The sequence below is a fragment of the Oceanisphaera avium genome, assembly GCF_002157875.1.
GTDB classification, from domain to species: domain Bacteria; phylum Pseudomonadota; class Gammaproteobacteria; order Enterobacterales; family Aeromonadaceae; genus Oceanimonas; species Oceanimonas avium.
Genome location: NZ_CP021376.1, coordinates 2,830,445 through 2,855,287 on the forward strand (window position 1 = coordinate 2,830,445; position 24,843 = coordinate 2,855,287).

22 protein-coding genes are annotated in these 24,843 nt (G+C 47.9%); 16 read left to right on the forward strand and 6 right to left on the reverse strand.

What is annotated here, in order from left to right; all coding sequences use genetic code 11:
• Positions 1–59: 59 nt before the first annotated feature.
• From CBP12_RS13075 to CBP12_RS13085, 3 genes are all read right to left on the reverse strand, one after another.
• Complete coding sequence (locus CBP12_RS13075; protein WP_086965097.1) at positions 60–395, reverse strand: 4a-hydroxytetrahydrobiopterin dehydratase; 336 nt, start codon at positions 393–395, stop codon at positions 60–62.
• A 164-nt stretch (positions 396–559) separates the two neighbouring features.
• Positions 560–1,780 (reverse strand): nicotinate phosphoribosyltransferase, encoded by a 1,221-nt coding sequence (pncB, locus tag CBP12_RS13080; RefSeq protein WP_086965099.1) that lies wholly within the window; start codon positions 1,778–1,780, stop codon positions 560–562.
• A 12-nt stretch (positions 1,781–1,792) separates the two neighbouring features.
• Positions 1,793–2,431, reverse strand: a complete 639-nt coding sequence (locus tag CBP12_RS13085) for an isochorismatase family protein (RefSeq protein ID WP_086965101.1) — start codon at positions 2,429–2,431, stop codon at positions 1,793–1,795.
• Positions 2,432–2,722: 291 nt separating this feature from the next.
• Between CBP12_RS13085 and CBP12_RS13090 the strand changes: the two genes are divergently transcribed.
• Positions 2,723–3,064 (forward strand): DUF2750 domain-containing protein, encoded by a 342-nt coding sequence (locus tag CBP12_RS13090; RefSeq protein ID WP_086965103.1) that lies wholly within the window; start codon positions 2,723–2,725, stop codon positions 3,062–3,064.
• 324 nt (positions 3,065–3,388) lie between these two features.
• Positions 3,389–4,318 (forward strand): cell division protein ZapE, encoded by a 930-nt coding sequence (gene zapE, locus CBP12_RS13095; protein WP_232455088.1) that lies wholly within the window; start codon positions 3,389–3,391, stop codon positions 4,316–4,318.
• 8 nt (positions 4,319–4,326) lie between these two features.
• Here the strand turns inward: zapE and CBP12_RS13100 are convergent, their stop codons facing one another.
• Positions 4,327–4,797: a DeoR family transcriptional regulator gene (locus CBP12_RS13100; protein ID WP_086965105.1), complete on the reverse strand. Its 471-nt coding sequence runs from the start codon at positions 4,795–4,797 to the stop codon at positions 4,327–4,329.
• Positions 4,798–5,020: 223 nt separating this feature from the next.
• Here CBP12_RS13100 and CBP12_RS13105 point away from each other — a divergent pair, with 223 nt between their 5' ends.
• The 7 genes from CBP12_RS13105 (at position 5,021) to astD (ending at position 15,758) form a co-directional block, all read left to right on the forward strand.
• Entirely contained in the window at positions 5,021–6,079 is a 1,059-nt protein-coding gene (locus CBP12_RS13105; protein ID WP_232455089.1) for an efflux RND transporter periplasmic adaptor subunit, read from the forward strand.
• Between the two features lie 198 nt (positions 6,080–6,277).
• On the forward strand, positions 6,278–9,325 hold the full coding sequence (locus tag CBP12_RS13110) for an efflux RND transporter permease subunit (protein ID WP_086965110.1): 3,048 nt from the start codon (positions 6,278–6,280) through the stop codon (positions 9,323–9,325).
• 414 nt (positions 9,326–9,739) lie between these two features.
• The gene (locus CBP12_RS13115; protein WP_086965112.1) at positions 9,740–10,693 is read left to right on the forward strand and encodes an NAD(P)-dependent oxidoreductase; all 954 of its coding nucleotides are present in this window, start codon (positions 9,740–9,742) and stop codon (positions 10,691–10,693) included.
• Positions 10,694–11,008: 315 nt separating this feature from the next.
• Positions 11,009–11,620 (forward strand): anthranilate synthase component II, encoded by a 612-nt coding sequence (locus tag CBP12_RS13120; RefSeq protein WP_086965114.1) that lies wholly within the window; start codon positions 11,009–11,011, stop codon positions 11,618–11,620.
• A gap of 270 nt (positions 11,621–11,890) precedes the next feature.
• Entirely contained in the window at positions 11,891–13,105 is a 1,215-nt protein-coding gene (locus CBP12_RS13125) for an aspartate aminotransferase family protein (RefSeq protein ID WP_086965116.1), read from the forward strand.
• A 96-nt stretch (positions 13,106–13,201) separates the two neighbouring features.
• Positions 13,202–14,248, forward strand: coding sequence for an arginine N-succinyltransferase (gene astA, locus CBP12_RS13130; RefSeq protein ID WP_086965118.1), 1,047 nt, complete (start codon positions 13,202–13,204; stop codon positions 14,246–14,248).
• Between the two features lie 40 nt (positions 14,249–14,288).
• Positions 14,289–15,758 carry a succinylglutamate-semialdehyde dehydrogenase gene (gene astD, locus CBP12_RS13135; RefSeq protein WP_086965120.1) on the forward strand — a complete coding sequence of 490 codons (1,470 nt, stop codon included), beginning with the start codon at positions 14,289–14,291 and terminating at the stop codon, positions 15,756–15,758.
• Between the two features lie 78 nt (positions 15,759–15,836).
• On the opposite strand, the gene CBP12_RS13140 is transcribed toward astD, so the two are convergent.
• Positions 15,837–17,843, reverse strand: coding sequence for a TonB-dependent copper receptor (locus tag CBP12_RS13140; protein WP_086965122.1), 2,007 nt, complete (start codon positions 17,841–17,843; stop codon positions 15,837–15,839).
• 203 nt (positions 17,844–18,046) lie between these two features.
• Between CBP12_RS13140 and CBP12_RS13145 the strand changes: the two genes are divergently transcribed.
• The 7 genes from CBP12_RS13145 (at position 18,047) to CBP12_RS13175 (ending at position 24,370) form a co-directional block, all read left to right on the forward strand.
• Positions 18,047–19,381, forward strand: a complete 1,335-nt coding sequence (locus tag CBP12_RS13145; protein WP_086965125.1) for a histidine kinase — start codon at positions 18,047–18,049, stop codon at positions 19,379–19,381.
• Between the two features lie 3 nt (positions 19,382–19,384).
• Entirely contained in the window at positions 19,385–19,942 is a 558-nt protein-coding gene (locus CBP12_RS13150) for a response regulator transcription factor (protein WP_086965127.1), read from the forward strand.
• Positions 19,943–20,070: 128 nt separating this feature from the next.
• Positions 20,071–20,943, forward strand: a complete 873-nt coding sequence (locus CBP12_RS13155) for an NAD(P)-dependent oxidoreductase (protein ID WP_086965129.1) — start codon at positions 20,071–20,073, stop codon at positions 20,941–20,943.
• Between the two features lie 355 nt (positions 20,944–21,298).
• Positions 21,299–21,571, forward strand: coding sequence for a nucleoid-associated protein HU-alpha (gene hupA, locus CBP12_RS13160; protein ID WP_086965131.1), 273 nt, complete (start codon positions 21,299–21,301; stop codon positions 21,569–21,571).
• 123 nt (positions 21,572–21,694) lie between these two features.
• The gene (locus tag CBP12_RS13165) at positions 21,695–22,120 is read left to right on the forward strand and encodes a hypothetical protein (RefSeq protein WP_086965133.1); all 426 of its coding nucleotides are present in this window, start codon (positions 21,695–21,697) and stop codon (positions 22,118–22,120) included.
• Positions 22,121–22,168: 48 nt separating this feature from the next.
• Positions 22,169–22,525, forward strand: a complete 357-nt coding sequence (locus CBP12_RS13170; protein ID WP_086965136.1) for a sirohydrochlorin chelatase — start codon at positions 22,169–22,171, stop codon at positions 22,523–22,525.
• Between the two features lie 129 nt (positions 22,526–22,654).
• A complete protein-coding gene (locus CBP12_RS13175; RefSeq protein ID WP_198341822.1) occupies positions 22,655–24,370 on the forward strand; it encodes a thiamine pyrophosphate-dependent enzyme in 1,716 nt (571 codons plus the stop codon).
• A 56-nt stretch (positions 24,371–24,426) separates the two neighbouring features.
• On the opposite strand, the gene CBP12_RS13180 is transcribed toward CBP12_RS13175, so the two are convergent.
• Complete coding sequence (locus CBP12_RS13180; protein WP_086965140.1) at positions 24,427–24,819, reverse strand: COG4315 family predicted lipoprotein; 393 nt, start codon at positions 24,817–24,819, stop codon at positions 24,427–24,429.
• Positions 24,820–24,843: the final 24 nt, after the last annotated feature.

Sequence of the window (24,843 nt, forward strand, 5' to 3'; positions counted from 1 at the left end):
AATAGGCCATTAAACACGGCCAGCCGCTGGTCGTGTGGTTAGTATGGTAACCGATATTATTAAAATAATTTATCGGTGCGCGCTGCCATAATAAAGTCATTATAATGTAAGCCCTTAATGGCATGAGTCCACCAAGTCACGGTCACTTTACCCCATTCCAGCGTAAGAGCAGGATGATGAAACTCACGCTCGGCAAGCTCAGCCACTTTATTACTAAAAGCCCACGCTTGCTTAAAGTTTTTAAAATGAAAAACGCGCTCTAATTGGCGCTCGCCATCTCGAGTTAAACAATGCCACTGCGGTAAAGACTGCATTAAGGTCAGCTGTTGCTCGTCACTCACCTGTGGCGCGCCAGCTTTACAGGCGGTGCAGTCTTGTTGAGCAAGCTCTGTCATATTGACTCCGTTAAGAAAAATAGCCCAAACACCCAGCTAAAAAACCGGTGTTTATGTTAAGGTCGTCAAACTCAGGCACTCGAAAAGATAGCGATATGCTTTGCGCCGAGCGCGGTACGAAGAAGCTAAACCCGTGCCGGCTTTACCTTTAGCTTGGCGCTTTTTTATAAAATATCCACCTCAAATACCTGTGCCAAATAGGCCATATACCCTTCATCGTCGCTCATGGCTTTGCCTGGGCTGTCTGATAATTTAGCCACTGCTTGGCCATTACAGCTGGTCATTTTAAGCACGATATTAATAGGAGTCTCGCTCATAATATCGTTAGTTAAGTGGGTGCCAATGCCAAAGGCGGGCTTACAACGCTTTCGAAAACGCGTATGCAAGTCCAGCGCACTGTGCATGGTGAGGCCATCACTGTAGACCAAGGTTTTACTACGTGGATCAATGTTGAGCTTTTGATAATGAGCCAAGGCCTTTTCTGTCCACTCGACTGGATCTCCCGAGTCTTGGCGCAAGCCATCAAATAACTTAGCAAAGTAAAGATCAAAGTCGCGTAAGAACGCATCCATGCCCACCACATCGGTGAGCGCAATTCCAAGCTGGCCGCGATACTCATGGACCCACGCTTCTAGTGCCATTTTTTGACTATCAATTAGCCGGGGGCCCAGAGCTTGAAAAGCTTGCATAAATTCATGAGCCAAGGTGCCCACGGGTTTTAAATTAAGGCGTCGCGCTAAGTCTAAATTACTGGTGCCAGAAAACTGCTCTGGCAGCTCTTGAGCGAGTGTTTGTACGACTTCTTGTTGCCAATTACGAGAATAACGCCGGCGAGTACCAAAGTCAGAAAAGCGAAAGTCGGCATACTCAGGTTGGCTGCGCACCAAATCAATTTTTTCATGCAAGCGCGCGCGTGCCCCTTTTAAATCTGGCTGCGGATTATGCTTTCGACAATACACTTCGCTAATAATCGACAATAATGGCACTTCAAATAAAATGGTATGTAACCAAGGGCCTTGGATCTTTAAGATTAACTCTCCCTCGTTACCACTTAGGTAAATAAAGCGCTGGTCGAGGCGAAACAAGCGTAAAAAATGAATAAAGTCGGGTTTGATATAATCCAGCTTTCCTAAATAGTTGAGCTCGTCTTCGGTGAGCCGCAACTGACATAGATGCGCAATTTCTTGTTCTATTTCGACTAAACACTCACTAAAGTCAAGTTGTTTATTGCGACTACGAAAGTGGTATTCCACTTCGGCGGCGGGATGCTGATGCAAGACGGTTTGCATCATAGTGAATTTATATAAGTCGGTATCGAGCAACGACTGGATGACATACTCGTGTCCAGAGCTTGATAATTGGTTTGCGCCTTTTTCATCAGTCATGTTTGGCTCCTGCTATTGGGTGAGCGCGGCGGCATTAGCTATTAATTGTGCCCCCGCTTGTGTCATTTCCTCTAATGCCTGAGCCGTTGAGTCTGGCGCTACGCCACGGGTGGCAGCAAGATTAACGATAACTTTAAAACCGGCTTTCAGTAGCTGCAAAGTGGTATGGCGCACACAGTAATCGGTCGCTAAGCCGCCTATTAATACGGTGGTCACTTGCTTCGCTTGTAAAAACTCAATAACGCCGGTGCTCATGCGTTCAGCCAAGTCGTGATAGCAAGCGCCATAGGGATGCATATCTGGCTCCACGCCTTTCCACACAAAAAAATCGTAGTCTGCTGGATGAGGTAGCTCGCTTAATAACTCAAAGCCTTTAGTGCCGGGCACCGCATGGCTGGGCCAGCGAATATCCATGTTTTTTCCGGCAATGGCAGAGAAGGGTGGCGCTTGTTCATGACTAATCCATAACGCATGGGGCGAGTGCGCATCTTTAGAGCCAATCCGATAAGCCCCAAACTGCGCTTGAGCATTAAGCTCTGGGCCTAAGGTATCACCTTCACTCACCGGCAGTTCGTCAGGGCAAGCAGGGGTAAAGGTGTATTGCGCATCCACATCGAAACTGGCGACATAGTGTTTAGCGGGCAGTTGCATTCCTTCTCTCCTGTAACATAAGCTTGGCAGTCGTTGTTAACTTTTATACTTAGCTAACACTGCGGCGCGCGCTCTAAATAAAGCACTATATAGTTTAGCGCGAGTTAGTAAGTGAACAATCACTGATAATGTCTACCGTATCATTAAATAAGCTACTCTGGTTTAGCGAATGACACTTTTGACATTTGGCCAAGCCCTATTACTATTGTTTTGATTGAGTCTAGGGGAGATTTGCTTCAGTATCGCCCCATCTGGGGTATCTTCCCCGTTATCAGCCCTAAGGTGAACAACATGAGCGATAGCCACCAGCAAGATTATCAGCGTTTTCTCGACGAAGTTACCGCCAACCATGTGATGTGGGGCGTGCGTTTTGGCGAGGAGTGGGTCGTTTGTGACTCATCAGAGTTTGAAGATACCGAAGTGATGCCGGTGTGGTCTACTGAGGCCGAAGCTAAGGCGCAGTGTATCGACGAATGGGCTGAGTATATTCCGTTTGAAATTAGCCTAGCGGAGTTTTTAGAAGTTTGGGTTGAAGATATGTCTGAAGATGGCGTGCGCATCGGTCCTAACTGGGATGAAGACTTAGACGGGGTGGAGCTCGATGTTCTTGAGTTAGTGAAAGCGCTCGCTTAACGCCTAATCGCACTAAATTAAGGCCTGTTCGGGTGATCGAGCAGGCTTTTTTATTTAATAGTGATGACAGAGTGCACCATTTTCGCCCGCTTCTCCTTTGCTCTGTAAGATGAAAGCCAATGTATTACGATAATGGAGCAGCCATGCCACTGGTATCACCTCGTCAATTTTATCAACACGCGCTCGCCCAAGGTTTTAGCGATGACGGCGCACAACACCTCGCCGTGGAAGGCTTAGAGCTATGTTACCAGCAGTTATTAGCAGGCAAGTCGCCGGTGCAGGGGTCTATTTATGGGGACGGTAGGGCGGGGAAAGACATGGTTAATGGATGGCTTCTATCACAGTGTGCAAGCGCTAGGCATACCTTGTAAACGGCTGCATTTTCATCATTTTATGCGCTGGGTACATCGGCGACTCTTTGAGCTGACTGGCCATGCGGCGCCATTAACGCAGTTAGCCGCCGATCTTGCCGATGATATTCGCGTCTTATGTTTAGATGAGCTTTTTATTAGTGATATTGGTGACGCCATGTTGGTTGGGCCACTATTACAGCTGTTGTTCGCCCAGCAAATGGTGGTCGTGATTACTTCTAATCAAGCGCCAGAGCAGCTATACGAAAATGGCTTTAACCGCGCGCGTTTATTAGCCGCCATTGCCGATATTAAAAGCCATTTGGTGGTATGCAATATCAACGGTCACCAAGATCATCGTTTGCAGCCAGGAGCCATGCAGTCTCGCTATTGGGTACAACAGCCTCAACAATTAGCTAAGGTGTTTAACACGCTTACCCTTGAGGATGGCGCGCACCTGCCATTAACGCTTGGGCATCGCTCCATCAACACCTTAGGCTTTCGCCAACAGGTGCTCTGGTGTCGTTATCAAGATTTATGTGAAGTGCCACTAAGTAGTAGTGATTTTATTGCATTGTGCGATCACAGCCGCGCCATTTTACTCAGTGACGTACCCAAGCTTAGCGACACCGTGCGCCAACGGGCCATAGCGCGCGGCACCGAAGATGGCGCAACCCAAGTGCACACGGGTGATAGAGTGTTGCCGACCTTATCGCGCCAAGACGATGGTGTGCGCCGCTTTATTGCTTTAGTCGATGAGTGTTACGACCGTCAAATACCACTTTACTTGAGTGCGGCCGTACCGTTAGAGGAGTTATATGCAAGTGGCGCACTGAGCTTTGCATTTCGGCGCACGCTCAGTCGCTTGCAAGAAATGCAGTTTGTGCGCTTTGGGCCAGCTTAGCTTTTAACTTAGAGCGCTTTTGGTGGGCTAGCCTCACGACTGGCGGCTAAATAGGCGTCCCCTAAAGCGGCAAGGTATTGCAGGCTCGCTTCGGTAGAGGTTGATAATTCGCTGGTCGCGTTATTGGTAACGCTAAGCATGCCTTGTTCATCACGTACTACCAAACCTAGCGTCATTAGCTTTTGGATTTTACGACGCACGGTTTCTCGCGCTATGCCACTACACTCAGCAACCGATTGAATATTAATCGCTTGAGCTTGAGTCACCTCTTTGCCGCTATCCATAAACTCCTGATAGGTCATGGCCGTGCTGTGGCGAGCGGGCAGAGTACGTGAGCCAATAATTGCCATAATCAGCATGAGGTCCAGATCACCGTAAAATTGTTTGCGTAACACAATTAATAGCTCACACAGCTCTTCCACGTGAGCCGGAAAAACATGACCAAAGTGAGTGGTAACTTGTTGATAATGAGTAGACATGGTTAAACCCAGCGTAATAAAGAGAAGCAGCGCCCATTTTGGGCATAAGGATCATTGTTCGCAAGCCATCTTTCACCGAGACTGTTAAGTTAAGCATATAAATAACCAATTTAGCCTAGTTTAAGCGCAATTAGCTGCACAGTTAGTCGCGTAGCTAGTCGCATAGTTAGCTTCGTTATGAGTTTGTTTATCGCACTGCATGGTGGATAAAGGGAGAGTAAGTTTGAAAAAATATCTGAGGTTATGGCTGGCGGTAGGACTAGTTAGCGCACTAAGTGGTTGCGGTGAGCCAGAGCCTGAGGCGCAAGCTGAAGCCGTGATCCGCCCAGTGCCAATGATGAAAGTGACAGCCAGTCATGGCCTGTCAGGTTTGCGCTTTCCTGGGCGAGTACGGGCAGTACAACGCGCAGAGTTGGCCTTTAATTTGCCTGGCCGGATGATTGAACTACCGGTTAAAGAGGGCCAGCGCATCGAGAAAGGGGCGCTGGTGGCTCGCCTCGATGATGAAACCGTTAAGCTGCAATTAGCCTCCGCTCAAGCCCAATATAACAAGGCTAGCACCGATTATAACCGGGTTAATAAAATCTGGCAGCAGAGTAAAGCGGTAGCCAAAGCTGAGGTCGATCAAAAGCGCACCGCTATGGAAGTAGCGCGCGCTAGCTTTTTAGCCGCTAAAAAAGACGTGGCAGATACCCGTTTATTGGCGCCTTTTGCCGGTGTTGTGACTAAACGCCAAGTTGAGAATTTCAGTAATGTGCAAGCCAAACAAACCATCGTTAGCCTGCAAGATCCTAATGAGTTGGAGATAGTAATTAATGTCTCGGAACGCATCGTGCGCGCTGAGCCTAAATCCGTAGCGGGAGTGGCGGTGTTTGCCGATTTTCCCAATACCCCGCTGCCGGTGAGCTTAAAGTCTTTTTCCTCACAAGCTGATGCCCAAACCCAAAGTTATGAAGTGGTGCTAGCGCTTGCGCCAGGCTTTAGCCTAAAAGTGCTGCCGGGGATGTCGGTAGAAGTACAGCCCCAAGCCGATGCCAGCGACGTACAATTAGCAAAAATATGGGTGCCATTAACGGCCATCTTGTCCAACGCTAAAGATGAGACTCAAGTTTGGCTATTTGATGAGCAAAGTCAGCGAGTGAGTGCCCACAACATAACCTTAGGCCAAGTACAAGATACCGAGGTGCAAGTGTTAAGTGGCTTAAGTGGTGGCGAGCATATTGTGACCGCCGGTGTTAGTCAGCTGCGTGAGGGCATGCAGGTGCGCCCGCTTGCGCGTTAAGGACACTGCCCGGCGCCTAACACCAAGCTGAACAATGAGCGGTGTTTATGTGTATGCCGTCATCCTGGGTCAGGTCCGGTAAGCCGGCAAAGGGCATAATGCCAACCTGTGCTGGGTTTATATTTAGCTCGGCGCTTAGCGCTATTAATACTCGACGTGTTAGCGACACCAATAGTGAATAAATAAAAGGGCGAATACGTGAATATTGCCAACTATACCCTCACTAAGCGCACCATTGCTTGGCTGGTTTGTGTGCTGCTGTTAGTGGGCGGTTACATGAGCTACCAAAAGTTGGGTCGCTTTGAAGATCCCGAGTTTGTGATCCGCCAAGCGGTGATCTCCACCCCCTATCCCGGTGCATTGCCGAGTCAGGTGGCTGAGGAAGTAACGGACGTTATCGAGGATGCGGTACAACAACTGCAAGAGCTGAAAGAAGTCACCTCTATTTCGCGCATGGGCGACTCGTTAGTCAAAGTTGAAATTAATATGGAGTTTGCTCGCAGTCGCGCTGAGCTAGAGCAGGTGTGGGATAAGTTGCGGCGCAAGATAAACGACGCCCAGCGTCAGTTGCCGCCCGGCGCCGGGCCTTCCGTGGTAAACGATGACTTTGGCGATGTGTATGCGTTATTTTTTGCGGTTACCGGTGACGGTTATAGCCTGCAACAAATCAAAGATTATATTGACGATCTGGAGCGCGAGCTGTTGCTGGTGCCCGGCGTGGCGCGCATTGCCACCTTAGGTGCGCCGCAAGAGGCGATATTTTTGGAGATTTCTGCCAGTAAAGCCAGTCAGCTTGGCATACCGCTGGACAATATCTATCACGTGCTTAAGCAGCAAAATGTTATCACCGATGCGGGTAATTTGCGCATTGGCCCGCAACGAATTTATTTTAGTCCTGAAGGTCAGGCCGACTCTGTTGATGCCCTAGGCAATATTGCGTTGGCCTCAGCAGACGGGGAGCAGGTGATCTTCTTAAAAGACGTGGCCACTATTAGCCGTTCTGAAGTTGAGCCGCCTCGTGCCTTAATGGCTATCGATGGTCGACCGGCCATTGGGTTGGGCATTTCGCAAGTGGCTGGCGGCAACGTGGTGGACATGGGGGATGCAGTTAAAGCGCGCTTAGCCGAGCTAGACTCCCAGCGTCCACTCGGCATAGAGCTGGAGGTAGTGTCGTATCAATCGGACTCGGTACGCGAGTCTGTCGATGGCTTTGTGACGAACTTAGTCGCAGCGGTGGCCATAGTGGTGCTGGTATTAATCCTGTTTATGGGTTGGCGCAGTGGCATTGTGGTAGGAGGCGTATTAGTGCTGACCGTGGCCGGAACCTTAATTGCTATGTTGCTCGATAATATCGCAATGCAACGAGTGTCGTTAGGGGCGCTGATTATTGCGCTTGGCATGTTGGTGGATAACGCCATCGTGGTGACAGATGGCATCTTAGTGCGCATGCAAAAAGGCGAACGGGCTGAGTCGGCAGCGGTGGCGGTGGTAAAAAGCACGCAATGGCCGCTGTTGGGCGGTACTTTAGTGGGTATTTTGGCTTTTAGTGCCATTGGTTTATCACCCACCGATATGGGCGAATATGCAGGCTCACTATTTTGGGTGATCCTATACTCTATGATGCTGAGCTGGTTGTTTGCCGTCACCTTAACGCCCTTGTTATGCGTGTCATTGTTAAAGGTTAACGTCACCGATGCCAGTACCGCAAAAGAATCAGGTATCTTACGCCGTTATCGCAGCGTATTGCAGGCGGCATTAGGTAAGCGCTTGCTTAGCGGTGGTATTTTGTTGGCTTTACTCGCCAGTGCCATAGTGGGCTTTAACTGGGTACAGGTGGGCTTTATGCCTGAGTCGGCGCGCCCGCAGTTTGTGATCGATATGAACTTAGCCCAAGGCAGTGATATTACCGAGACGGAAAAAGAGTTGGCAGAGATGGCTGACTATGTAAAAGACAAAGCCAGTGTAACGCAAGTCACCAGCTTTGTGGGGCAGGGGGGCTTGCGTTTTATGCTGACTTATAGCCCGGAAGATCCTAACACTAGTTATGGTCAGTTATTGGTGGATGTAGACGATGCTAAGGGCATTAGTGCACTGGTGAATGAGCTGCAAGAAGAACTGACCGAACTGCATCCCCAAGCCGAGATCAAGGTATGGAAATTTATGCTAGGTCGCGGCGGCGGTAAAAAAATAGAAGCCGCCTTTATGGGGCCAGAGCCCAGTGTTCTACGCCAATTAGCCGAAGAAGCCAAAGCCATTATGGCTTCGGATCCAGAGGCGATCGCGGTACAAGATGATTGGCGCCAAAAAGTGCCGGTATTACATCCCGTGATCGATGAGGTGGCGGCTCGTCGCGCCGGCTTAGACATTACCGATATTAGCCAAGCCATTAATCGGGCCTTCACCGGCCAGCGTATTGGTGTCTATCGTGAGGCAGATAAACTGATCCCGATCATCGCTCGTTCGCCGCAAACAGAACGGGCGGCGGCACAAGATGTAGGCAACGTGCAAGTTTATAGCCCGACCGCGCAAGACTACTTGCCGGTGAGCCAGCTGGTGAAAGAGCTGAAGGTAGAGTGGAGTGATGCCATTATTCGCCGCGTCGATGGTTTTGCGACGATTAAAGCGCAGGTGGATCCGCTGCCGGGTGAGCAATCTACGCCGCTGTTTGAACGACTACGCCCAGCAGTAGAAGCGATCAAATTACCTCCAGGTTATAAACTGGAATGGCATGGCGAATATAAAGCATCTAATGAAGCCAATGAAGGCTTAGCTATCTCGGCGCCCTATGGCTTTAGCGCCATGATCTTAGCGGTGGTGGTGATGTTTAATGCGCTGCGCCAGCCGTTAGTGATTTGGTTAACCGCACCCTTAGCCATTATTGGTGTGACCGTCGGCTTAGTGTTGTTTCAGGTGCCCTTTGAATTTATGGCGATCCTTGGTTGTTTAAGTTTAATTGGCATGTTGGTGAAAAACTCCATCGTGCTGGTAGACCAAGCTGATGCCGAAATTCAAGAGGGCAAGGCGCGCTATCAAGCGGTGATTGATGCGGCAGTAAGTCGTGCTAGGCCGGTTTTCTTAGGCGCTTTTACTACTATCCTAGGGGTGGCTCCGCTGCTGATGGATCCCTTCTTTAAGAGTATGGCAGTGGTAATCATGTTTGGTCTTACTTTTGCCACGGCCTTAACGCTGGTAGTAGTGCCACTATTGTATGCGGTGTTCTTTAATATTCAGCCACAAGAGCAGTAAAGATCACCACATTTAAATAGTGAAACAACAAGCGCCCTATGGGCGCTTTTTTTTATAGATATATTATGTTATTACCTCTTGCTAGCAAGTGAACTTAATGCTGTTTTATTAATTTTTCTGATTATAAAAATTAATAGTGCTGATTAAAATAAATTCCCCTATGAGAAATAATTAACTGTTGTCGTGTTATTAGATAAACGGTTTGCCATTATTTAATTATTGATAAAAATATTATCAATAATGTTTTATTTAATATTTTTAGCATCATGCCTGTGGTGGAGCTGCTTGCTGCGGCTATCTTAGTAGCACAAAGGGCGAACAAAATCCGGATACAGAGGATTTCACCCTAGATAATGATATGATGCACCCGCTATGTTATTAATTGTAACGATAAATAGGGAGTAAAGGTTAAAAATGAAAATTGTTATCTTAGAATCGTTAGGCATCAGTGATAAAGAATTTAATATCATATCTGCTCCCTTAGTTGAAGGTGGCCATGAATTAGTCGCCTATAACGACGGAAAATTAGATAATGAGACCATTAAAGAAAGAATAAAAGACGCAGAAGTCATAGTGCTGGCTAATACGCCATTAAGCGGTGAGGTGATTGAGGCGGCAGAAAAATTAAAATATATCTCCATTGCCTTCACCGGATATAATCATATCGATCTAGAAAAGTGCCAAGAGAAGGGCATAAAAGTCTCTAATGCTGCAGGCTATAGCACCCACTCGGTTGCTGAGCTCACCTTTGGGCTAATCATTGCTTTATTGCGCAATATTGTCCCGCTTGATGAAGTACTTAGAACCGGTGGCACCAAAAGTGGCTATCGACAAATTGACCTTCATGGCAAAACCTTAGGTGTAGTAGGAACGGGCGACATAGGCAGTGCCGTCGCTAACCTGGGTTTGGCCTATGGTTGCCAAGTTATCGCTTACAATCGCAGCGTTAATACCGAGTTAATCGAGAAGGGCGTAGTCTATAAGTCGCTAGATGAAGTGTTAAAAGAAAGTGATATTGTCACGCTACATGTTCCCCTCACCGATGCCACCCAGCAATTAATTGATAAAGATAAACTGGCGTTAATGAAAGACAGTGCCTTATTAATTAATACGGCGGTGGGCCCCATTGTGGATAATAATGCGCTAGCCCAAGCGTTGCACAATAACGTAATCGCTGGCGCCGGCCTAGACAGAGTAGAGATGGAGCCGCCGGTTCCCGCAGACCATCCTATTCTGGGAGCGCCCAATACGGTGTTAGTGCCCCATATCGGCTTTGCTACAGAGGAAGCCATGGTCAGAAGAGCCAAGATTACCTTTAACAATATTGTTAACTGGGAAAAAGGTGCTCAAGAGAACACCGTTGTTTAAAGCTCTCGATAAACCTACCTTAATGGTAGGTTTATTTTAGGTAGGTAAAACGCTTATTGATTGACTTACTCCGCTCTTAAGTGACCTCTACTAAATCGGTTTTAAGGCGCGTCCCTGTAAAAACCGTCCGTTATTAGTATTTTTGGGTCAGCCTAATCACTTTTTGTGTGCTTATCTCATCTGCTGTTATTTTTCGTCAAACCCTTGGCAAGTCATGGGCAGTCGTGAGTGGCTGGTGTAAAGTGGCGCACTACTCATTGTGCCCTTGTGATACAAACTTTGGTTTGATTTTTAAATTAGATAGATAGGCTGACTATGCTGCTGATGCTCGATAACTATGACTCTTTTACTTATAACCTAGTGCAGTATTTTGCTGAGTTAGGTCAAGAGGTAATGGTACGGCGCAACGATGAAATAAGTGTGGCAGAGATTGCTCAGTTACAACCTGCGGGCTTAGTGATCTCTCCTGGCCCCTGCACACCGAATGAGGCCGGCATTTCACTGGCGGCCATTAAAGAATTTGCTCCTCAATTACCTATCTTAGGGGTGTGCTTAGGCCACCAAGCGATAGCGCAAGCCTTTGGTGGCAAGGTGGTGCGAGCACGCCAAGTGATGCACGGTAAAACCTCAGCCATTGCGCATTGTCATCAAGGGTTATTTAAGGGGCTGCCTTGTCCACTTACCGTGACCCGCTATCATTCCCTTATTGTAGAAGCTGAAAGTCTGCCTGAGTGCTTTAGCGTCACTGCTTGGAGTCAAACGGACAAAGGTGAGCGCGATGAGATCATGGCCATGCAACATAAGACTTTGCCTATTCATAGCGTGCAATTTCATCCAGAAAGCATTATGTCCGAGTGCGGCCATCAGTTATTAGCTAATTTTCTGTCTCTGCTAGCGGCTCCTGCTTCTGCTCTCGCATCGCTCTAAGAGCGGGCGTTTTGCGGCGCAATTTATCTAAAAATTAAGACAATTTATTGCTGCACTTTTTAGAAATTTTATGCAGTATAGGTAAGATGCTTAAGTGAGTTAAAGTAATTTAATTGATTTATTATGCAAAGTTTATGATTAAGTAGTTTTTCGGATTGGTGTTGCTTTGGTGAGATTTCGCTCCAACTCGTAACTTGCTAGTCATAAAGTTCTTATATTCACCTATATTTAACATTTGTCGCCAGTGAGGGCGCAATGTGAGGAGTAAAGATGTCTGAAATGTCCGTCACCCGCGAATTATTCGACCAAGTTATGGTGCCTAATTATGCTCCCGCTTCTATGATTCCGGTGCGAGGATTAGGCGCGCGGGTGTGGGATCAGGAACATCGCGAATATATCGATTTTGCCGGTGGCATTGCGGTTAGCTGTTTAGGCCACTGTCATCCTGTATTAGTAGGAGCCTTGCGCGAGCAAAGTGAAAAGTTATGGCATGTTAGTAATGTGCTTACTAATGAACCTGCGCTGCGCTTAGCGAGTAAAATGGTGGCTGCCACCTTCGCCGATAAAGCCTATTTTTGTAACTCCGGCGCCGAGGCCAATGAAGCGGCCTTTAAATTGGCCCGTCGCTATGCACTTGAGCATTTTGGCGAGCATAAGTCGCAAATTATCGCCTTTAATCAAGGTTTTCATGGCCGTACTTTTTTTACCGTCACCGTCGGTGGCCAAGCCGTTTACTCCGATGGCTTTGGTCCTAAGCCGTCGGCCATTGATCATGTGGATTATAATGACTTAAGCGCATTAGAAGCCATTATGTCAGATAACACCTGTGCCGTGGTGATGGAGCCATTACAAGGCGAGGGCGGCATTATTAGCCCAGATGTAGAATACATTAAAGCGGTGCGCGCACTGTGTGATAAATATAATGCCTTGTTGATTTTTGATGAAGTACAAACCGGAGTAGGGCGCACCGGCGCTTTATATGCATATATGGAATTAGGCGTGGCTCCCGATATTTTAACTAGCGCTAAATCATTAGGGGGCGGCTTTCCTATTGGTGCCATGTTAACGACCAGTGCCATTGCCGCCTCTCTTAAGCCCGGTACCCACGGCTCTACCTATGGCGGTAACCCGCTGGCCTGTGCGGTAGCCGAAGCGGCGTTTGACACAGTCAATACCAGTGCCGTACTGAATGGCGTGAAAGAGCGTGAGGCTTGGTATCGTGAGGGGCTGGCAGCGATCAATGATAAGTATCAGTGCTTTAGTGAAGTGCGTGGTAAGGGATTATTGTTAGGTGCGGTATTAAATAAGCAGTATCAAGGCCAAGCTAAAGCCTTTTTAGATGCCGCCCTTGAAGAGCAACTGATGGTATTAGTCGCGGGCGCTAACGTGGTACGTTTTGCCCCTTCTTTAGTGATTAGCCAAGAAGATGTGACCGAGGGCTTAGCTCGCTTTGAGCGTGCCGTGGCCAAGGTTGTGCAAGGCTAAGTTCTGTGACTAGTGACTAGGGATAGTCTTTCAGCTTAATACCAAAGCGAGACACCCGTCTCGCTTTATCAACCCTCGCTTATTAAGGAGTCTGGTATGTTAGTGATACGACCTATCGCGCAACAAGACTTTCCTACCCTTAAGCAATTCGCTATTGAGTCGGGCCATGGTTTTACTTCCCTGCCTGTTAATGATGCCCTCTTACAACGAAAAATAGATAGCTCATTAGCAGCCTTTAGTGAAGTGAGCATGACAAAACGTGAGGGCTTATATTTTTTTGTAGCCGAGGACAGTGAGACCAGCAAGGTGGTAGGCACTTGTGCCATCGATGCGGCTGTCGGTTTATCGGCCCCTTTTTATAATTATTTGCTCGGTAAGCAAGTTCATAGCTCGGCGCGCTTAGGCATTTATAATGTGGTTGAAACCCTGACTCTTACTAACGATTACACCGGTGTGAGTGAGCTATGTACGCTTTTTTTACAAGAGTCGGCGCGACACGGTCGCAATGGGCGCTTGTTATCTAAGAGCCGTTTTCTTTTTTTAGCTGAATTTTCCACATTATTTGACCACCGTATCTTAGCCGAAATGCGCGGCGTATCCGATGCTAACGGTAATAGTCCGTTTTGGAGCTGGTTACAAGAACACTTCTTTACCATGGACTTTCCTACGGTGGATTATCTCAGTGGCATTGGCCAGCAAGACTTTATTGCTGACTTAATGCCTAAATTTCCTATTTACGCCAATTTATTGTCTAAAGAAGCGCGCGCCGTGATTGGCCATACCCACAGCAATACCCAGCCTGCACTGCGCTTTTTAGAAGAAGAGGGCTTTAGCTGGCGTGGCTATGTCGATATTTTTGATGCTGGGCCCAGTGTGGAATGTGAGCTGTCGCAAATTCATTCTATTCGCAATAGTCGCCATGCTTGGGTAGCTATTAATGACGAGGGTCTATGTGATGTGCACAGTGCTGATTATTACTTGATCAGTAATACCCAGTTTGCCGATTTTAGAGCCACCTTAGCTCAATTAAGTTTATCTGACTCGCCCACCACTACTGGGCTTCCCACAGTGACGTTAAGTGAAAAAGTGGCGCGCTTATTAAAAGTACAAGCAGGCGATAAGGTGCGCATCGTTAAGATATAAGGCGCTAATAAGGAGATATTGAATGACACATCCCCTACAGATGTCAGAGGGCGTTCACTATATTAATGGTCAATGGTTAGCCGGTGAGGGTGAGCACTTTAGCTCAGTCGATGCCGCTAAAAATAGTGAAGTATGGCAAGGAGAAGCCGCCAGCTTTAGCCAAGTTAATGCCGCCGTGCTTGCGGCTCACCAGGCTAAAACCGCGTGGGCTGAGCAAAGCCTCGCTGAGCGCTTAACTATCATTTATCGCTTTGGCGAGTTACTGACTAAGGCCAAAGAAGAGCTGGCCTACACCATTGCCCAAGAAACAGGCAAACCCTTATGGGAAAGTGCTACTGAAGTGGCCGCCATGATGGGTAAAATTGCGCTTTCTGAACAAGCTTATAAAGAGCGTACCGGCTACCAAGAAACGGCGATTGGCCAAGATAAGGCGGTGCTACGCCATAAACCTCATGGTGTGGTGGCGGTATTTGGCCCTTATAATTTTCCAGGACATTTGCCTAATGGTCACATAGTCCCCGCCTTAATGGCCGGTAATACGGTGGTCTTTAAGCCCTCTGAGTTAACTCCTAAGGTGGCACAACTAACGGTGGCGCTATGGCAGCAGGCTGGCTTGCCGGCGGGTGTGTTAAATTTAGTACAAGGCGAGGTAGCCACCGCTAAAGCACTGGCGGCGCACCAAGATATTAATGGCTTGTTTTTTACTGGCTCATCCCACACCGGACAACTATTACATGAACAATTAGCCGGCCAACCCAGTAAAATATTGGCGCTGGAGATGGGCGGTAATAATCCACTCGTGGTGGCTGAAGTGGCTAATATCGATGCCGCCGTATATACCATTATCCAGTCGGCCTTTATTAGTGCTGGTCAGCGTTGTACCTGTGCGCGGCGTTTATTATTACCTAAAGGTGAAGCGGGCGATGCTATTTTAGCGCGCTTAATTGCTGTGACTAAGGCGTTAAAAGTCGGTGTGTACGACGCCGAGCCGCAGCCTTTTATGGGCGCTTTAGTGTCAGTGGCAGCCGCAAAAGCCATGATAGCGGCACAAGCGCATTTATTAGCGCTAGGCGCACAGTCATTATTGATGCTCAAATCGTTGCAAGCGAACACCGGCTTGGTATCGCCTGGCATTATCGAAGTGAGCAATATCAGTGATTTGCCTGATGAAGAATATTTTGGTCCGCTGTTACAGGTGAGTCGCTATGATGACTTGGCACAGGCGGTGATGATGGCTAACCATACTCGTTATGGCTTAGCGGCAGGTTTATTGTCGGATCAGCAAGCAGATTGGGAGTATTTTTTCCGTCATATTCGTGCTGGCATCGTTAACTGGAATAAACCGCTTACCGGTGCCTCTGGTGCGGCACCCTTTGGTGGCGTGGGCGATAGCGGTAATCACAGAGCCAGCGCCTATTACGCCGCCGATTACTGCGCTTATCCGGTGGCATCCATGGAAGAAGATACCGTCAGCATGCCAAGCACCTTAGCGCCAGGGCTGCATTTTTAAGGGTGAGCGCGCGGATAATATTCTTTAACGCTAAAAAAAGGAGCCTAAGTTGGCTCCTTTTGCTGAGTAAGCAAATGATTAAAACGTCAGTTGCACATCGGCCCACCATTGCCGGCCAGGTTCATTAATACGCGCGATTTGCGGATTAATGCCGGCGATATCGGCATCTTGTTTATTAATAAATTCGCTGTATTGCTTATCAAAAATATTATCCACACCGGCAGTGAGTTTTAGCGCGGGTGTGAGTTGCCATCCGCCATTCACCGAAAATACCGTAAAGCCGGAAGCGGCGCCTAAGTCTTGGCCGATAATATTGCCTTGCCCCTCTGCAAAGCGCGATTGCTTAGCTACGTTGCGTATTAACAGTGCCGCTTCTTGAATACCGTTGTCGTAGACTAAGCTAGTGTTCAGCTCCAGTGGTGGCGTTTGACCTAATCCCACGCCATCCGAGTGGTTTTGACCATAGGTATAGGCCAAGTTGCTGCTTAGGCTCCAATCGGGAACAAACTGCCACGCCACTTCCAGCTCTCCACCAGCGCGGCGTGCATTAATGTTACGGGCTCTAGCGGGGTCTAAGTTATCCACTAAAATAAAGTCATCTATGTAGCTGGCAAATAATGAGGCTGAGCCGCTGAGTTTGCCTGCTTTATATAAGACGCCAGTATCAATTTGATAGTTGGTTTCACTGTTTAATTGACTGTTACGGTTACGTTCCCAAAAATCTGGTGCGCGCTCGGCTTGGCCATAACCGCCATACCAGGTCCAAGCTTGTTGGCTGTGCTCAAAGCGCAGGAAACCCGCCTGCAGCTGATAGTCTTGTTCTTTAAGAGTATTACTGGCGGGCATTTTTTCAAAACGAGCTTGAGTATGATCGAGACGTAGCCCGCTAATGAGTCGTTGTTCGGGGTTAAGTTGCCAGTTATCTTCAATAAAAAAGCCCACATTCCTAAAAGACTGAGTGTCTTGATACGCCTTAGTTTGATAGCTATTGGCGGCGTTGGCACTCATGCCCATGGCCATGCGTGAGCTGTGATTATCCGCCAGCCAGTCTACGCCGACCTTAGTGATGTGCTCGCCTAAACTGAGCTCGGCCATAGCGCGGGCGGTGTCGGTACTACGCTTGGGGTTCATGGCGCTAAACATACCACTATTATGATCCCGCAAGTTGTAATTATCCATCACATGATCGATTAAGCTATGACCATATTGCAGCTGCAGTGTGCTTAACCAATGAGTAATGGCATAACGCTCGGCCTTTACACTCCAAGCATCACGGTCAAATTGACTGCCGTCCATGCTTCGGTCGGCATAAGCGGCTTCACCTCGGCTGCGATCCAGCGACACTTCTAACAGGCTCAGTTCATCGGGAGTTAAGCCTAACTGCAGACTTTGGCTGTTTTTATCGTAAGCCGAATGCACTTTGTACCCCGCACCGTCTTTATAGTCATGAGCTTGGTTTTGATTACCATTAAGACGCAGATAGCCAAATTGGTTACCGGCATCTAGCGCTACAAAGCCATCTAAGCGATCTTGACTGCCTGTGGTTAAGCCGGTTTCCAAATTAAATTCTGGCTCAGCGTAATAGCTGGGGTTTCGTAAAAACTGAATCGACCCCGCTACTAAACCTGGGCCTTGAGTCACGGTTTGTGGGCCTTTAGTAATCACCACTTCGTCATAGGAGCGGGGAAATAAATAGGCAGTGGGCGGATCCATGCGCCCACCACAGCCTCCCAATACATAATTGTTGTCGCTGGTAATGCTTAAGCGTGATCCACCTAAACCCCGAAACAGTGGGTCGCCGGCCATGCCGCCTTTGCGGGTGATACTCATATTAGGCACGGTTTTTAATAAACCGGCCCCATCGGCGGTAGGGATCGGCTGCACTGGCGATTTAGGATCTAGACTAATACGATTAGGTTGCGTCAGTGGTGAGCCGGTAACGATAATAGTGGCCATTTGCGAGCTGGATAGAGCGATTTGTTGCTGAACTGACTCATCAGTTTGAGCCTGCAGCTGAGTCGAATGGCTGCCAAGCAGCGGCAGAGTAAGAGAGAATAGCGCAAGCCTAGGATGTTTGGTTATCATAGCCATCGCCTCAATGAAGGTGATTAAACCAAATACGAGGTGGACTTATACGCTTAGGCTCAGCCAATACGGCTGAGCAAAGCCTCACTTGGATAAGACAGCGAGGGTAGCAGCTCCTCGTTTGGTCACAATGTGACAAATTGTCGCAGCTTATGCTCCTTAGCCTGATAAGCTGGCAGAGATAATTTAATCAAGGAACCCCTATGCCAAGGCTGCCCCTCCCTCTCTTTCTTAGTGCACTCCAACAAGTTGAATTAGGCAGTTGGCCCATGGTTGGGCCCTTAACTTTTGTGCTGAGCGTGCGCTGGTTATTTTTTATTGCCTTAAGCTGCGCCTTATTATTTACCGATTGGGTGTTACTACCGATTTTAAGCTGGGAGTTGCTGGGGCTGTTACTGTTGCTGTTACTTAGTAATGGCGTGATCACGGCTCTAGGATACTACCGTCGCCACCTTGCTTATTTGAAAGAAGTGGCATTGGTGAGTGATATTATATTGCTTACCGCCATTATCTATTTTAGTGGTGGCGCCATGAATCCTGCCGTGGCTTTGTATTTATTTCCGCTATTAATCGCTGCCATTACTTGCCGAGCGGCTTTTGCTTGGGGCTGTGTAGCCAGCACCATGCTCAGTTATTTAGGCTTGTTTTATTGGTTTAAACCCATGATCAGCGATCTTCATGTGGCTCATGGCGCGCCTACGGAGTCGGGCTTATTTAACTTACATTTGTTGGGGATGTGGTTAACTTTTAGTTTATCTGCCGTCTTGATCACAGGTACTGTTTCTTGGTTAATGCGCTTATTGGCGACTAAAGAGCAATTATTACAGCAGGCTTATCAAAAGCAGCAAGAGCAGGAGCAATTTTTACTACTGGGCTTGGAGTCGGCAAGTCTTGCTCATCAGTTCTCTACCCCGCTGAGTAATTTATTTTTGTTGAGCGAAGAATTAAGCTGTGAGCCGCACTTAAGTGCACAGGGGCAGCAGCATTTAACGCTGTTACATCAACAGCTGGAGTTGTGTCGCCAAGTGCTATGGCAGTTAAAGCACCAAGCTGAGTCGCGACTGAAGCCCGTTTATTTTTATCAACAGCTGCGGGTGTATTTGGCTCGCTGGACTAACTTGCGCCCCGATGCCGAATTAGCTTGGCAAGCAAACGATGCTGACTGTGATATTTGTGTTTGGTTAGATAATTTATTTTGGTCAGCATTATTGAATATCTTAGATAATGCCGCCGATGCAGGAAATAACAAGGTGGAGTTAGTGACTCGTATTGAGCACCATGAGCTGCAGCCGCAACTGTATTTAGATATTTATAATCGCCAAGGGCATTTAAGTGATGAACAACTTGCCCAAGCGGGCCTCAATCAGCAAGACTCAGAAAAAACCACAGGGCTTGGCATGGGGGTGTGGCTGGCACATGCTACTTTTTCGCGGCTTAAGGGCAGTTTAACGCTGCGTAATAATCCCGCGGGGGTGTACATGCCCATATTCAGTTGCCGCTGTGCATCGCTGAGCCTGCTGATAGGAACAAGGGAATGAGTCATGAGTGAACAACAGCCTAACAGCCAAAATGCAGCGTCTTTTTTATTAATCGATGATAATGCTACCTTTGGCCAGCTGTTAATGCGTGGCTTTGCGCGGCGTGATCTTAATTTACTGTGGGTGCCAGATAGCGCTAGCGCATTGGCCACCACGGCTCCTTTGCAAGGTATTATCTTAGACTTAAATTTAGATGGCGAAAGCGGTTTACAATTGTTGCCTGCGCTATTGGCGCGCTTTCCTAAGGTGCCTATTGTGGTATTAACGGGTTATGCCAGCATTAGTACGGCGGTGAGTGCAGTAAAATTGGGAGCGTCGCAATATTTACCCAAGCCTGCAGATGTGGATACGCTACTGGCGGCCTTTGGTCCTTGGGAGCTTGAGCCACAAGAGGCGCTTGCTTGGGTGGCATTTCAGCCCTCGGTGCGCAAGCAATCTTGGGAGTATGTACAGTTTGTGCTGCAACAGCATGAAGGCAACATTTCTGCTGCTGCACGTGCGCTCAATATGCACCGGCGTACGCTACAGCGGATTTTACAAAAAAAACCGGTATCTCAGTAAAAAGCAGATGTTATTAACCCGTTTTGCATGTCTCTTGCAACCCCCAAGCGTACCCGCCTAATAGACAGTGTTAGCGTTATTAGTTTCAGCTAGGTGCGATATTTTATTTCAATTTAGGAGTGAGAGTAATGAAGTTGGCATTTATTGGCTTAGGCGTAATGGGCTTTCCAATGGCGGCGCATTTACAACAAGCCGGCCATCAAGTGTGTGTTTATAACCGCAGCTTAGAAAAAGCGCAGGCTTGGGCACAAGCGCAAGGTGGCACCTTTGCCGATACGCCAGCGGCGGCGGCCAAAGAGGCAGACATAGTGATGGTGTGTGTGGGCAATGACGATGACGTACGCTCCGTAGTCTACGGCGAGGAGGGTGTGTTTGCCGGTATGAAAAAAGGTGCCCTATTAGTGGATCACACCACCACCTCGGCGAGCTTGGCAGAAGAGCTGTCGGCGGCGGCACAAAAGCTGGGCTTGCGCTTTATTGATGCGCCGGTATCAGGTGGGCAACTAGGGGCAGAAAATGGCGCCTTAACCATTATGATCGGCGGCGATGAAAATGAGGTTAATGAAGCGGCTCCCGTCCTTAGCGCTTATGGTAAGAAAGTTACCCGTTTAGGGCCGGTAGGGGCAGGACAGCGTTGTAAGATGGTGAATCAAATTTGTGTTATCGGCGCGGTGCAAGGCATTGCCGAGGGCTTGATGATTGCAAATAAAGCTGGGCTTGATATACCGACTCTGATTGACGTATTAGCCGGCGGCGCCGCGCAAAGCTGGCAGCTAGAAAATCGTGCGCAAACTATGAGTGATGATAAGTTTGATTTTGGTTTTGCCGCACAATGGATGCATAAAGACTTAGGTATTTGTTTAGATGAAGCCAAGCAGCAAGGCTTAAGCTTGCCGCTGACTGAGCAAGTGTACCAAGTCTATGAGCAGTTACTCGCTCAAGGTTTTGGCCGTTACGACTCTAGTGTGGTGATTAAAGACTTAGTCGCTAAGGCTAAATAAACTCGTCTGGGGGTATTAAGGGGCGCGTAAAGTCGAAAATTGACGGATTTGAATGACACAGCGCATAATTTTGAGCACAGGTTGGCCTGTTCCCTAGTAGCTTATTGTTCGCTCAGTTATGCTGACAGAGGTGCTTATGCAACGCTTAGCCACTGCTTTTTAATTAATTGGCGAGCCCTATCTAGCCCTTATGTCAGCAGCTAGGACGTGATAGCAGGGAATTATGTGACGTTTTTAGTAAGAACTGCACAAAACAACGGCACTTGATGTTAGCCCTTGATACAAAGGCTTTGCTTGAGGCCTAAATTTGAATAGAGTGGGCAACCACTTAATGCCAAGTGAGAAAGGATCCCTTATGAATAAGACTCAGCTTGTAGAAGCAATTGCCGCTAAGGCAGATTTAAATAAGGCACAGGCCAAGGCTGCGCTGGAAGAAGTACTTAGTGGAATTACCCAAAGCCTCAAAGAAGGTGACCCAGTGCAACTGGTGGGCTTTGGTACCTTTAAAGTGAACCATCGTGCTGCGCGCACCGGTCGTAACCCACAAACCGGCGCAGAAATTCAGATTGCGGCGGCGAATGTGCCTGCTTTTGTAGCAGGCAAAGCGTTAAAAGACGCGATTAAGTAAGTTTCTTAAACCCGACTTAGGTCGGGTTTTTTTATGGTTTTACTCCTCGTTACTTACGACTTGCCCCTCTTCATATAAGCTTGTTATAACTAATCCTTGCCTGTTTCCTTTGTAGGAGGCGCTATGGAAGCCAATACCGTTCGACAAATGACCACACCTTGGTCGGGTGCTTGTGGTTTAACCACAGGACTAATGGTGACAGAGGTTTACCAAGATGTGTGGACCGGTAAGCTGCGACTCTCTATGGGTATGCCCGTACAAGTTAATACGCCGCCACTGGTAGTTTATCAGCTGCAATTTGATCATATTTTTGGCTATCGCGTGCTAGAAGGCGCTGAAACGCTAGATTTTATGGCTGACGAAGATGATAGTGACTCCGATATTCAAATTTATTTAGTTACGCCTTCGCGATTTTTAATTTGGTTTCATCAGCAAAGCCAAGGGGTGTATTTAGACGAGGATATTCAACATTATCGTATTGCTAGCTGGGATTACTGCGTTGATGTGCTTGCTGGGCAAGTACCACAGATATTGCACCAGCAAGTTTAGTAAACAATGATATTTTTAGTCAGATTGTCTTTAAGAGGGTAAGAGTAGATGAAAGGCTTTATTTTAGTGGCACATGGCAGCCGTCGTGAGCTTGCTAATCAAGAAATAGCAGATTTTTCTGCGAGTGTGACTCATGCCTTAGGTGAGCGATTTGACATTATGGGGCATGCTTTTTGGGAGTTAGCCGAGCCGTCTTTAGCGCAGGCCATTGATAGCCAAGTGGCAGCAGGGGCCAGTGATATCAAGATTTTTCCCTACTTTTTAGCGCAAGGGCGCCATGTAGTGGAAGACTTACCCTCGGTGGTACATGAAAAGCGCGAGCAATATCCACAGCTTACCTTAACGTTATTACCCCACTTAGGCGCGTTGCCAAACTTTGCTAAGTGGCTAGCTGAACAACTATAAATAAAAGAGCCCTTAGGGGCTCTTTTTACCATTAAGCGCTGATTAGTCAGAACAATCCCGAGAATGACAGAGATACTTTAGGAGTAAAACAGTGCGCTAAGAAGGCGCCTTATTAACCCACAGGAGAAAATGATGAGTGCTAACGTTGCAGAAGTCATGGTAGAGGTCTTGTTAGAAGCCGGTGCTAAGCGCTGTTATGGCGTGGTTGGCGATACTATTAACCACCTCACCGACGCCATTCGGCGAAGCGACATGGAATGGGTGCACGTTCGCCATGAAGAGGTGGGAGGCTTTGCCGCCGGCGGCGAAGCCTGCATGACTCATCATTTAAGTGTGTGCGCCGGCACCTGTGGACCAGGCAGTTTGCACTTTGTAAATGGACTGTTTGAGTCGCACCGCAATGGTGCACCTGTGGTGTTTATTGCCTCCCAAGTGTCTACCGCTGATATGGGCGTAGGATTTCCACAAGATGTGGATCAGCAAAAAATCTTCGAACAATACAGTGTGTTTTGTGAAACCTTGGTCAACCCTGAGCAAGCACAACGTCTCACGGCGATTGCCGCTCAAAAAGCACTGGCTCTCGGGGGAGTGGCGGTAATTATTGTACCCGGAGATATTTTCACCCAAAAACCCGACACTGCTTTGCCGTGGCGCAGTCATGTTTTTAATCCTCGGGTGCTGCCCAGTGAGGCTGAATTAGAGGCGGTGGCCGAGCGTATTAACAAGGGTAAAAAAGTCGCTATTTATGCCGGCTTTGGTTGTCATAATGCCCGCGAGCAAGTGCTGGCAGTGGCAAAAAAGTTAAATGCTCCTGTGGCCTGGACCTCAAGGGCGAAGGACTTTATCGAATATGATAATCCCTATGGTGTGGGCATGACCGGTGTCTTTGGCCTTGAGGGCGGTTTTCATGCGCTCACTAAATGCGATACCTTATTGTTGCTAGGTTGCAGTTTTGCTTGGACCCAGTTTTATCCCGAGGAGGCCACTATTATTCAAGTGGATATAGATCCTGGAAAAATTGGCCTGCGCCATCCCATAGAGTTAGGGGTAGTGGGCAGTGTGCGTGACACCTGCGCGACACTCGTGGATAAACTGGAAGCTAAGCCAGATACAGCCTGGTTAGATAAATGTCGTCACTTATACCAAGACGCCCTTGATAAAGCCTGCCAGCACTCTGATAAAGATACTTTAATTCATCCTCAAGAGCTGACCTATGCGCTAGATCAGATGGCTGCTAAAGACGCCGTTTTTACTGCCGATGGCGGTAGTCCTATGGTCTGGATGCTGCGCCATATTTTTAGTCATGAACACCGCCGTACCTTAGGCAGTTTATTACATGGCACTATGGCCAATGCCTATCCTCAAGCGTTGGGCATTGCCAAGGCGTACCCTCAGCGCCAAGTTATTGCTATGTGTGGTGATGGCGGCCTTAGCATGTTGCTTGGGGATTTATTGACCCTAGTCCAAGAAAATATCCCGGTAAAAATCATTGTCTTTAATAACGCATCATTAGGTTTTGTAGAGCTTGAGCAAAAGGTCGAGGGCTTATTATCTGCTTTTACCGACTTGGTTAATCCTGACTTTGGCGCTATGGCCCAAACCTTGGGCATGTGGGGGCGAAAAATAGAATATAAGCATGAGCTTGAGCAGGGCTTAAGGGAATTATTAGCCCAAGACGGGCCCGCGTTATTAGATGTAAAAGTGAATCCAGTAGAGCTGGTTATGCCGCCAAAAATTGAGGCCGGTCAGGTGGCGGGCACGACCTTATATTCGGCTAAAGCCGTGTTAAGTGGGCGAATGGACGAAGTCGTTAAGCTGGTTAAAAATAATTTTTTAAGTCCTTAACGAAAACGCCGCCCTTAGTGTTGATAGCGGGCGGCGGTGCTTTAGAAGTGTAGTGGTTAAGGGGTGGCTAAATGCCACACATCAAACTTACCATCCCCTGAGATATCGCCGGGGGATTTATCCTCTTTCCATAAATATAAAGGCTGGTCTTGATAGCTCCACTGTAAGCTATCGTCGGCGCGTTTAATAATGTCGTAATCGCCGTCGGCTTTATCTTCTTTACTTGCGGCAAGTGGCGGCCAATTCTCGGCACACTTATCGTTACAGTTACTTACCCCTGCCTCGTCTTTATCAAACACATATAAGCTCATGCCGGCATCGTTGGTAAGGATCTCGCCCTCATCGCTATCACTGGTTTGGATAGGAGCGGCCATCAGCGGCGCACTCAGCACAACACTCAGGCCTAAGCTCAGTAAGGATTGTCGAAATACCTTGTGGCTAGTCGTCATAAAACCTCCTTGATGTAAGCATTT